Origin of the sequence: Curtobacterium luteum (genome assembly GCF_001475545.1) — a bacterium.
GTDB lineage: Bacteria > Actinomycetota > Actinomycetes > Actinomycetales > Microbacteriaceae > Curtobacterium > Curtobacterium luteum_A.
The window spans coordinates 1-1747 of the sequence record NZ_LDQC01000125.1 but is presented as its reverse complement, the minus strand read 5'-3'; the positions used below and the strand labels follow the sequence as shown (position 1 = coordinate 1747).

General features: G+C 69.7%; 1 protein-coding gene. It reads right to left on the bottom strand.

What is annotated here, in order from left to right:
• Positions 1 to 31 precede the first annotated feature (31 nt).
• Positions 32 to 1747: S1C family serine protease (locus NS184_RS16310; protein ID WP_058727139.1), on the bottom strand; the 1716-nt coding region annotated here is incomplete at its 5' end.

The following is a 1747-nucleotide window of genomic DNA, read 5'->3' as shown; positions in this document are numbered from 1 at the left end:
CTGGCACCGGGCCTCCAGTCAGTGGGTCGCGTCAGCTCTTGCTGTCGTACGTCCCGAGGGTCACGTCGGTCGTGTAGGACTTCCCGCCACGGAGGTAGGTGATCTCGGTCTTCGTGCCGCCCGCGAAGAAGCGCACCTGCGCGGTGAGGTCGGTCGCGTCGGAGACCGTGGCGGAGCCGATCTTCGTGACGACGTCGCCGGCCTTGAGACCAGCCTTCGCCGCTGCACCGCCGGACGTCACCGACTTGATGAGCGCGCCCATCTGCGTGGCGTTCGAGGCGTCGGTCGAGTCCGCGACACCCGCGCCGAGCAGCCCGTGCGTCGCGGAGCCGTTGTCCTTGATCTCGTTGGCCACGCGCTTGACGAGGTTCGACGGGATCGAGAAGCCGACGCCGATGCTGCCGGACTGCGAGTCGGACGACGAGCTGCTGCCGGCGGACGCGATGGCGACGTTGATGCCGATGAGCTTGCCCTTCGAGTCGAGCAGCGCCCCGCCGGAGTTGCCCGGGTTGATCGACGCGTCGGTCTGGATGACCGGCAGCGACACCGTCGAGTTCGACGAGGAGCTCGACCCGTTGTCGCCGTTGCCCCAGAAGTCGAACGGGCCGCCCTGGCTGCCGTTGCCGCCTTCGTTCGAGTCGCCGCCGGGGTTGGGGGCGCTCGACGTGACCTGGATGCTCCGGTTCAGCGTCGACACGATGCCGTCCGTGACCGTGTTCGACAGGCCGAGCGGCGCACCGATCGCGACGGCGGTGTCCCCGACGTTGAGGTCGGACGAATCCGCGAACGAGATCGGCTTCATGTCCGTCGCGTCGATCTTGATGACCGCGAGGTCGACCGTGGGGTCCGTGCCGATGAGCTTCGCGTCGTAGATCTTGCCGTCCGAGGTGGTGACGGTGATCTTGCCGTTGCCGCTGTCACCGTCGAGGGTCACCACGTGGGTGTTCGTGACGATGTAGCCGTCCTTGCTGAACACGACGCCCGAGCCGGTGCCGGCCTCGCTGCTCGCGGAGACGTTGATCGTCACCACCGACGGGGTGGCCTGCGCTGCGACGGCGGTGACGACGGTGGCGTTGTTGTAGTCGTTGACCGTCAGGTTGCCACCCTGCGCGGCGCTGCTCGTCGGGGTGCCGTTGCCACCCGTCGCCGCGCCCGCGAGCCAGCCGGCGCCGCCGCCGACGAGACCCGCGATGACGGCGGCCGCGACGAGCGGCACGACGAGGCGGTTCCGCCCCTCGCTCTTGGTCCCGACCGGTGCCGCGGTGCCGGAATCGGCGAAGTAGTGGCCGTTGCGCTGGTTCGAGCCGTCGACGTCACCGAAGGACGAGGCGGACGCGGGAGCGCCGGTCGCGGAGCCGGGGGCCTGGGCCGACGCGTACGCGCTGCCGGAGGTGGGAGCGGCGGCGGAACCGGCCTGCTGGGCGTACTCGCCGTAACGGGGACGGTCCTGTCCGCCGGCCTGGGTCTGGTTGTTCTGTTGTCCGTACGCCGAGCCGTGGGCGCCGTACGGGTCCTGCTGGCCGTACTGCCCCTGCTGGCCGGAGCCGTACTGACTGCCCTGGCCGTACTGGCTGCCCTGGCCGTACTGGCCGTACTGGCTGTTCTGGCCGTACTGGCTCGGCTGACCGTACTGGCCCTGGCCGTACTGGCTCGACTGACCGTACTGGCCCTGGCCGTACTGGCTCGACTGGCCTTGGCCGTACTGGCTCGACTGACCGTACTGGACCTGGCCGTACTGGCTGCCCTG